This is a genomic window from Nocardia sp. NPDC004722 (assembly GCF_053601505.1).
Genome location: NZ_JBSGBY010000300.1, coordinates 1 through 10,240 on the forward strand (window position 1 = coordinate 1; position 10,240 = coordinate 10,240).

At 67.2% G+C, this 10,240-nt stretch carries 1 protein-coding gene; it reads right to left on the bottom strand.

From position 1 onward, the window contains the following. Positions 1-10,240: amino acid adenylation domain-containing protein (locus ACWELQ_RS26280; RefSeq protein WP_452399717.1), on the bottom strand; the 10,240-nt coding region annotated here is incomplete at both ends.

A 10,240-nucleotide genomic window follows, 5' to 3' on the forward strand; every position in this document is an offset into this window, starting at 1 on the left:
GCGCTGGCGGCGGCCGGAATCCCGGGGTTCGAGGATCCGGCCAACTGCGCGCTCGGCAATCCGAACGCCACCGCCGCGGACAAGGAGAAAGCCATCGCCGGGGCGACCGGACACGGTCGCGCCGAACACCACGTCGCTGCGCCCGGTGAGGCGTCCGATGAGCACTGCCCAGGAGGTCTGGACCAGCGTGTTGAGCGTGACGTTGAGTTCCCCGGCGCGCTTGTTGAGCGCGCGGCTGCGGCCGGGGTCGATTTCCAGTGTGTAGCGGCCGATTTCGTAGTTCTCGGCGCGTCCAGTGGCGGGCGCGAGCTGGGTGGGCTCGCTGACCCCGGCCAGGGCGCGCTGCCACGCCGCGAGCGATTCGTCGCGGTCCCGCCCGGCCAGCCAGGCCAGGTAGTCGCGGAACGACGGCACGGGAGGCAGCACCGACGCGTCACCGTGCATCGCGTACAGAACCAGTAGATCCTGCATGAGCAGCGGCATCGACCAGCCGTCCACCAGGATGTGGTGAGTCGTGATCACCAGGTGCCATTGGTCTTCGGCCAGCTTGAACATGGTGAATCGCATCAGCGGGGGTGCGGACAGATCAAATTGGTCCGCTCGGTCCTGATCGGTGAGCTCGCGCAGGCGGGAAACGCGGTCGGATGCGGGCAGATCCATCGCCGAAAGATCGATGACCCGGAACGGCACCTCGATGCGTTCGAGTACCAGTTGATGGGGTCGTCCGTCGGAGTCGGTGACGAACGCGGTCCGCAGGCTCGGGTACCGGTCCAGGATGGCCTGCGCGGCCAGCCGCAACCGATCCACATCCACCGCACCGCTCAAATCGAGCGCGGTCTGAATGGTGTAGACGTCCACCGTGTTCTGGGTGAGCAGCGAGTGGAATACCAGTCCGGACTGTAGCGGCGAGAGCGTCCACACATCCGACAGCGCGGGGTAATTGCGCTCCCACACCTCGATGTCGGATTGTGCGACGTGCACCAGTGGCAGGTCCGACGGTGTGAGACCACCGGCCTCGGGCCGCTTGGCGTGCTCGGCCAGCGCGGTCAGCGCCGCCACGAACAGATCCGCGAGCTCCTGTACCCGTTCGGCCTCGAGCAGCCCGCGCGGGAAGGAGAAAGCCGCACCCAGCTGCGGACCGTCCTCACCGTCGGTGACGATGGTGTTGACGTCGAGGGTAGCGTCAGCGGGCATGTCGCCATCGAAGCGACCCAGGTCGTCGACGGGCACCCAGCCGAGTTCGGCCATGCCCTCGGGCACCTCGCCGGCGGACATGCGGCCCAGGTAGTTGAAGCTGATCTGGCCGACATCCCGCAGCTGCGAGCCGGTTTCGTCGTTGAGGTAGCGCAGCAGACCCCAGCCCAGACCCTTGTCGGGCAGGGCCAGCAACTGCTCCTTGACCGACTTCACGATGTCGCCCAGGGCTTTTCCGCCCGCGAACGCATCGGCGAGGTCGACGCCCGGCAGATCCAGTCGCACCGGGAACGCCGTACTGAACCAGCCGACCGTGCGCGAAAGATCCGCGCCCAGAACAACTTCCTCTTCGCGGACGGAGTCTTCGATCCTGATCAACGTCGAGCCGAGGGTGGCCTGCCCGCGCCAGCTCGCCACGGCCATGGACAGCGCCGTCAGAAGGCCATGGCTGACATCGCCGCGGTAGAGGTTGGGTACCGCGGTAAGCACTGCTTCGGTGACCTTCGCCGGGACGGTGATCTCGATGCGCTCGACGGTTGCGAAGGTATCGACGGCCGGGTCGAAGGCCCGTGACCCGAGCAGCGGATCCGGAGTCTCGGTAACCCGCTGCCAGAACGGCAGTTGCGCGACCCGCGCCTCACTACGCGACTCCTCGACCAAGGCATGCGCCCAGCGCCGCATCGAGGTGCCGGTCTCGGGCAGCGCGATCCGCTGCTCGAACGCCACCTGCGACCATGCCAGACCTAGATCCGAAATCAGGATGCGCCAGGACGCACCGTCGACCACCATCTGGTGCGCGACGATCAGCAGCACATCGCGGCGCACGCGTGCCTCGTCGGAACCCTCGGGGGCGAAGGCGAACCAGACGAACTGCACCACGGCCGCGTTCGCCGGATCCAGTCGTCCGAGCGCGGCATCGAATTCGATGCTGCCGACCCGGGTCAGCTCCTCGTCGGAGACGTCCCCGGCCAGCTCGACCCGATGCACCAGCGCGTCGACATCGACGGCACCCTTCGGCAGCGCAACATATTCAAGGCCCTCCGAAGGGTTTCCGCGCAGACGCGACCGCAGCACATCGTGGTGGTCGAACAACGCCGAGATGGCACCGACCAACACGTCGCGCGTGATCCCCTCCGGCAGCCGCAGCGGCATGGACTGCGAGAACCGTTCGTAGGAAGGGTTGTTCGACAGCATCGCGTGCATGATCGGCGTCAGCGGGATATTGCCGACGCCACCGCCCGGCAGCTCCACCAGCTGCTGCGCCGTGGTGTCCCCGCCCAGCTTGGCGACCTCGGCCAGCCCCGCGACAGTCCGCTGTTCGAACACATCACGCGGGGAGAACACGATGCCGCGCGCCTTCGCCCGAGAGACCAGCTGAATCGACAGGATCGAGTCACCGCCGAGCGCGAAGAACGAGTCGTCCGCGCCCAACCGATCGACACCGAGGACATCGGTGAATACCTCCGCGATGGATCGCTCGATCGGGGTGGATGGTGCACGGTAGGTGGTGGTCTCGAACTCGGGCTCCGGCAGCGCCTTGCGGTCCAGCTTGCCGTTCACATTGAGCGGCAGGGCGTCCAGGACCACGAACGCCGACGGCACCATGTACGACGGCAGCGCCGAGCTCAGCGCCGACTTCACCAACGGCACATCCACACCCGAGCCGGACGGCACCAGGTAGGCGACCAGCCGGTCGCCGGTACGGGCGTCCTGCTTGGCGATGACGGCGGTCTGCGCGACCTCGGCCAACGCCAGCAGCGCGGCTTCGATCTCACCGAGCTCGATACGGAAACCACGGATCTTCACCTGGAAATCGGTGCGGCCCCGGTAATCGAGTTCGCCGTCGTTCCAGGCGACCAGGTCACCGGTGCGGTACATGCGCTCGCCGACCGCGAACGGGTTGGCCACGAAACGATCAGCGGTCAGATCCGGTCGCGCGAAGTAGCCACGCGCCAACTGCGCACCGGCGAGGTACAGCTCACCGGACACACCGTCGGGAACCGGGTTCAGACGCGCGTCGAGCACGTAGGCCTGCGAGTTCCATTCCGGCACACCGATGGACACCGCACCGGCGTCGGCGTCGGTGACCAGATGGCTCGTGATGGACACCGCCGCCTCGGTCGGGCCGTAGAGGTTGAACAGCTGCGCGTCAGGGTTTCCTGCGCGGAAGCGCTGCGCCACCGACGCGGGCAACGCCTCACCGATCGCCAGCACACGCCGCAGTGAATCATTCAGTGTGCCTTCGGCTTCGGTGAGCAGCGAGTCCAGCATCGACGGCACCACGTGCAGCGTGGTCACCCGCTCGCGAGCCATCAGCTCGTTGAGGTACGCCGGATCCCGGTGCCCGTCAGCGGACGCGATGACCAGACGGCCACCGGATACAGCGGCCGACCAGAACTCCCACACCGACAAGTCGAAGGTCGCAGCGGTCTTGAGCAGCACCGCGTCATCCGCGCCCAACCCGAATTCAGCGGTCTTCCACTGCAACTGGTTGGCGATCGCGTTGTGCGGCAACGCCACACCCTTCGGCCGACCCGTCGAACCGGACGTGAAGATGACATACGCGGTGTTGGCAGCGGTCAGTTCGCGCACCCGCTCGACTGCGGTGACCGGCTCGGTCGAGTGGCCGGACAGCTCTAGCTCGTCGATGCACACGACTTTCGGCATCAGCTCCCGCGATCCGGCGTGGTCGTGGCCGCAATCCAATGCTGCGTCTTGTGCGTAGCGGCCGACAAGCGTGCCGGATTGCCCGGAGTCGGACGGTGCGCCGGGATGGCCCGAGTTGGACAGCTCGCCCGGGTCGCGGGGGTCCGACAACCTGACGGGGTGGCGGGGGTCAGGCTGCTCGAAGCCGTCGCGCACGGTGGTGAGCACGGCGGCGGGTGCGGCGGTCTCCAGGATGTAACCCACCCGCTCGGCCGGCTGATCCGGATCCACCGGCAGGTATGCCGCACCGGCGACCGACACCGCGTACATGGCGACCACGAGTTCGACCGAACGGCGGATGGCCAGCGCCACTCGGTCTTCGGTGCCGATGCCGCGCGCGATGAGCTCACGGGCCAACTGATTGACCCGCGCGCCGAGTTCGGCGTAGGTCAGCGTCTGCCCGTCGGGTCCGATGAGCGCGATGGCGGTCGGCTTGGCCAGCACCGTCGCGTTGAGCATCGACACCAGCGTGGCGTTCGAATCCACCGGGTGCGCGGTCTCGTTGCGCGCCTCGAGGATCTCGGTCCGCTCGGCCGGAGCCAGCAGTTCGATCGCGCCGACGTTGGTGCGCGGCGCGGCCACGATGGCCCGCAGCAGGTGCACGAAGCGTTCCGCGAACCCGTCCACCGTCTCGCGGTCGAAGATATCCGTGGCATAGGTCAGGATGCCCGTGATGCCCTGGGCCGCACCGTCTTCGCCGTAGAGGTCGGAGACGATGAGGTGCAGGTCGAACTGCGACAGCTCGGTGTCCACATCCAGCCCGGACACGCTCAACCCGGGCAGTTCCAGGGTGGAGCGGGTCAGGTTCTGGAAGGACAGGCCCACCTGGAACAGCGGGTGCCGTGCGGTGGAGCGGGCCGGGTTGAGCACCTCGACGAGCCGCTCGAACGGCACGTCGGCGTTGGCGTACGCCTGGATGTCGGTCTCGCGCTGACGTCCCAGCAGCGCCGCGAACGACTCCCCCGCCTCCACAGTGGTGCGGAACACCAGCGTGTTGACGAACATACCGATCAGGTCGTCGAGCACGGCCTCGCCACGACCGGCCATCGGGGTGCCGATGGCGATGTCGTCGGAACCCGACAGCCGCGACAGCAGCACCGCGAGCGCGGTGTGCACGACCATGAACAGCGTCGCGCCCTCGGCGCGCGCCAATTCCACCAGGCCACTGTGCAATTCGGCGTCGATGCGGACATCGATCTTGCCGCCCGCGAAGGACTGCACGGCCGGACGCGGCCGGTCGGCCGGGAGATCCAGCTGATCGGGCAGCCCGGCAAGGGCGTTGCGCCAGTAGGCGACCTGCTTGGCGGCGAGGGATTCCGGATCGCTCTCGTCACCGAGCAGTTCGCGCTGCCAGATGGAGTAGTCGGCGTACTGCACCGCCAGCGGCTGCCAGCCCGGCTTCTGCTTGATGGAACGCGCCGCGTAGGCGGTCATCAGGTCGCGGGTCAGCGGGGCCACCGAGGAACCGTCACCGGAGATGTGGTGGATCACCAGGGCGAGTACGTATTCCGCGCTCACCGGGGCGTTCGGGTCCACCACCGGGTACTGCCCGGTGGGCGCGATATCGGCGAAGTCGAAGGTGTAGGCCGCCGCGTGAGAGGCCGCCTCCGACTCGACTACGGGGGCCGCCGGAGCAGTTTCGGTGCCCTCGATCTTGAACAGCGCCATTTTGATCGGGACCTCGACGGTGACATCGAAGGAGGTGGAGATTACCTCGATCACCGCGCCCACGACTTCGTCGGCGGTTACGGTATGCACCTGCAGCTCGGGCACGGCCTGTGCGAGAGGCAGGATGACCTGCACCGGCCCGTCCTCGGTCTGCGGGTAGATGGTCCGCAGAATCTCGTGGCGGGCAACCACATCCGCGATCGCGGCACGCAACGCGTCCTCGTTCATCACCCCGGTCAGGCGCACCGCGGCGGGCACGTTGTAAGCGGTGGAGGCGGTGTCGAACTGGTTGAGGAACCACATGCGCTGCTGGGCGAGTGCCAGCGGGATGTTGTCGGGTCGTTCGACGGCGGTGAGCGCCTTGCGGTCTCCCGCTCTGGCGTGCTGCCCGATGTTGGCAGCCAAGCCCGCGACGGTCGACGCCTCGAACACGGCGCGGACCGGCACCCGGGTATCGAGGGCCGCACCGATACGTGCGGCCAACTGGGTCGCCAGCAGCGAGTTGCCGCCGAGTGCGAAGAAGTCATCGTCTGCGCCGATACTCTCCACGCCGAGTACGGTGGCGAAAACTTCGGCGACGGCAATTTCAGCCGCGCCCACCGGCTCCCGAAACTCGCGGGGAGCGAAAACCGGTTCGGGTAGCGCCTTCCGGTCGAGCTTGCCACTGGCGTTGAGCGGGAAGGCATCCAGCGTGACAATCGCGCCCGGAACCATGTAAGCCGGTAGCGCCCTGGCCATCGCCGCGAGCAGTTGCTGCTGGTCGGTGGTGTGGCCCGGGGCGGGCACGACGTAAGCCACCATCTGATCGCCCAGGGCGTTCGGCACCACCACCGCGACCGCCTGGCTGACGGCAGGCTGGGCCAGAAGCGCGGTTTCGATCTCGCCGAGTTCGATGCGCTGTCCTCGGAATTTCACTTGGAAATCGGTGCGGCCGATGTACTCGAGGCGGTCCGGCCCGGTACGCCACACCACGAGATCACCGGTGCGGTACATGCGCTTACCCGGCTCGAACGGGTTTGCCACGAAACGATCCGAGGTCAGGTCCGGCCGTCCCGCATAACCGCGAGCCAGCTGATCACCAGCCAGATACAGCTCACCCGGCACTCCGGCGGGGACCGGTCCCAGGCGTGCATCCAGCACGTATACGCGGCTGTTCCATTGCGGCAATCCGATCGGGACGGTCTGAATGTCGCCGCCCTCGGCAGACCAATGGGTGATCGACACCGTCGCCTCGGTCGGACCGTAGAGGTTGTGCACGTCGATGTCCGGGCCCAGAGCCATGACCGCGTCGACCGTCTTCGGTGGCAATGCCTCACCGATCACGAACACCCTGCGCAGAGTCGGCATCGAACCCGGCCGGGCGTGCGCGGCGAAGACCGACAACATGGACGGCACGAAGTCCGTGACCGTAACACCCTGTTCGGCAATCGTTTCAGCGATGTAGTCGAAATCGCGGTGGCCATCAGGCATCGCGACCACCAGTGTCGCACCGGCGCGCAACGGCAGGAAGTAGCCCCACAGCGACAGGTCGAACGTCGTGGCCGTTTTCTGGAGATAGACGTCGTGCGGGCCCATCGGGTACTGCGCGAGCATCCAGGTGGTCTGGTTGTGGATCGCACCGTGAGAGATCGTCACGCCCTTCGGTCGGCCCGTCGAGCCCGAGGTGAAGATCACGTAGGCCGGATTGTCCGGGCGCACCGGTCTCCGCAACTCCGCATCCGCCACCGGTTCGACCGAGAACTCGTCGAGCGCAACCGTATCCAAGTGCAGTGCCTGGATCTCGTCGGGCAATGCGACCGCATCAGCGGTTGTGGTCAATACGCACGCCGGTTGTGCGGTCTCGAGAATGTAGGCGATGCGTTCGGCCGGGTGATCGGGATCCAATGCCACCCAGGCACCGCCCGCCGTCACGATCGCGTACATGCCGACCACGAGATCCAATGAGCGACGCATCGCCAAGCCCACCAACGACTCGGCGCCGACTCCCTGTGCGATGAGCAGGCGCGCCACCTGGTTCACCCGAGCATCGAACTCGGCATAGGTGAGTTGCCGGCCCTCGAACGAAATCGCCACCCGTGTCGGGAATTCCGCCACCGCGCGGCGATAACCGTCGAGCAGCAGCCCGGGTTCGATCGCGCGCCGGGTGTCGTTGAGATCCACCAGTGTCCGGGCACGCTCACCCGCGTCGAGCAGGTCGATCTCACCGACAGCGCTGGAAGCATCGGTGATGATGGCATCGAGCACCCGCGCGAACCTGTCGATGAACGACCGCACGGTCGATTCGTCGAACAAGTCGGTGGCATAGGCGAATTCGATGCCGATCTCCGCCGGGCTACCGTCCTCGGCGTACATATCGGCGACCGTGACCTGCAGGTCGGTCTTGGCCAGTTGCACATCGAATTCGACCGGAGCCACGTGCAGGCCAGGTAGTTCGAAGGCCGCCTTGGCCAGGTTCTGGAACGACAGGCCCACCTGGAACAGCGGGTTGCGCCCGGCGGAGCGCACCGGGTTGAGCACCTCGACGAGCCGCTCGAACGGCACGTCGGCATTCGCGAACGCTTCGAGGTCGCGTTCGCGAACCTCGGAGAGCAGCTGGGCGAAGCTCGCACCGGCGTCGACCCGCGTGCGGAACACCAGGGTGTTCACGAACATGCCGATCAGATCATCGAGTTCACGCTCACCGCGGCCCGCGATCGGGGTGCCGACCGCGATGTCCTCGGTGCCCGAGAGCCGGGCCAGCAGCACCGCGAGCGCGGCGTGCACGACCATGAACAGCGACGCGTTGTTGGCGCGCGCCAGCTCGTGCAGCTTGGCGTGGCGCTCGGCGTCGACGTCGAAGCGCAGGGCCCTGCCCTGAACGGACTTCGCCGCGTGCGATCGGCGCTGACCTGTTCTCGGCCGGTCAGCGGGCAGCTCCAGCTGATCGGGCAGACCCGCCAGGGTGCGAGTCCAGTACGCGAGCTGCTTGGCGGCCAGTGATTCCGGATCGTCCTCGGACCCCAATACCGCACGCTGCCACAGAGCGTAATCCACATACTGGACCGCCAAGGGAGCCCACTGCGGAGCGTCACCGTTCGCCCGGGCGAGGTAGGCGGCCATCACATCCCGAGCCATCGGGACCATGGACGCACCGTCCGCGGAGATGTGGTGCACCGTGAAAGCCAAGACGTGCTCGGTGTTCTCGCCGTCGGTGACGCGGAAGAGCTTGACGGCCAGTGGCACCTCGACGGTGACATCGAAGGTAGTCATGATGAATTCGATGACCTTGCCGAGCAGTTCGGTCTCGGTCACATCTTCCACGGGCAGCGACACGTCTACCTGCGAGACGGGCAGGATCACCTGGTGCGGCCCTTCGGCCGTCTGGGGGTAGATCGTGCGCAGCACCTCGTGCCGGGAGACGACATCGCCGATGGCCTGCTCGAGAGCACCCCGGTCGAGTCCACCGGTGAATCTGACCGCCGCCGGTATGTTGTCGACCGCTGAAATGCTGGGGTCGTACTGGTTGAGGAACCAGTAGCGCTGCTGCGCCGGAGCCAACGGCATGAACTCGGGGCGTTCCCCGGCGACCAGGCGCGGGCGCGCCCCGGATCCGGCACTGCGTTCAACGCGGGCAGCCAATGCTGCGACTGTGGACGCCTCGAACAGATCGCGCACCGCGAGTTGGGTGTCCAGGGCCGTACCGAGGCGGGCGGTGACCTGGGTGGCGATCAGCGAATTGCCGCCGAGCTCGAAGAAGTCGTCGTCCATGCCGACCCGGCCGACACCGAGGACATCGGCGAACACACCGGCCACGATCTCCTCGATCGGGGTGGACGGGGCGCGGAACACCTTGGCCTCGAACACCGGCGCGGGCAGCTGCTTGCGATCGAGCTTGCCGGAGGCATTGAGCGGGAAGGCGTCCAGCACCACGAACGCGGTCGGCACCATGTAGCCGGGCAGGCCGTCGTGCAGTTCGGCGCGCACGGCGTCGATATCGACGCTGTGACCGGCGGCCGGGATGACGTAGCCGACCAGCTGTTCGCCGAGCCGCTCGTCGCTGCGAACCACGACCACCGACTGGGCGATGCCTGTGCCCGTGGCGGTCAGCGCGGCCTCGATCTCGCCCAGCTCGATGCGCAGACCACGCAGCTTGACCTGGAAGTCGGTGCGGCCCAAGTACTCCAGCTCACCGCGACCGGTCCACTTCACCAGGTCACCGGTGCGATACATGCGCTCGCCGGCGGCGAACGGGTCCGCGACGAAGCGATCGGCGGTCAGCTCGGGGCGCGCGACGTAGCCGCGCGCCAGCTGCGCGCCCGACAGGTAGAGCTCACCCGCGACACCCGGCGCGACCGGGTGCAGACGCGAATCCAGCACGTACACACGGGTGTTGAACACCGGCGCACCGATCGGCACCGAGACGGTGTCGGCATCGTCCACCTCGTGATAGGTAACGTCGACCGCGGCCTCGGTGGGCCCGTACAGGTTGTGCACCCGGGCACCGGTCAGCTCGCGCAGCTTCTGCGCGGTCAGCGCGGGCAGCGCCTCACCGGAGGCGAACACCTGGTGCAACGAGGTGCATTCGGCGGCCTTCTCCTCGGCGACGAAGACCGACATCATCGACGGCACGAAGTGCGCAGTGGTGACACCGGTCTCGATGATCAGATCCGCGAGGTAGGCCGGATCGCGGTGG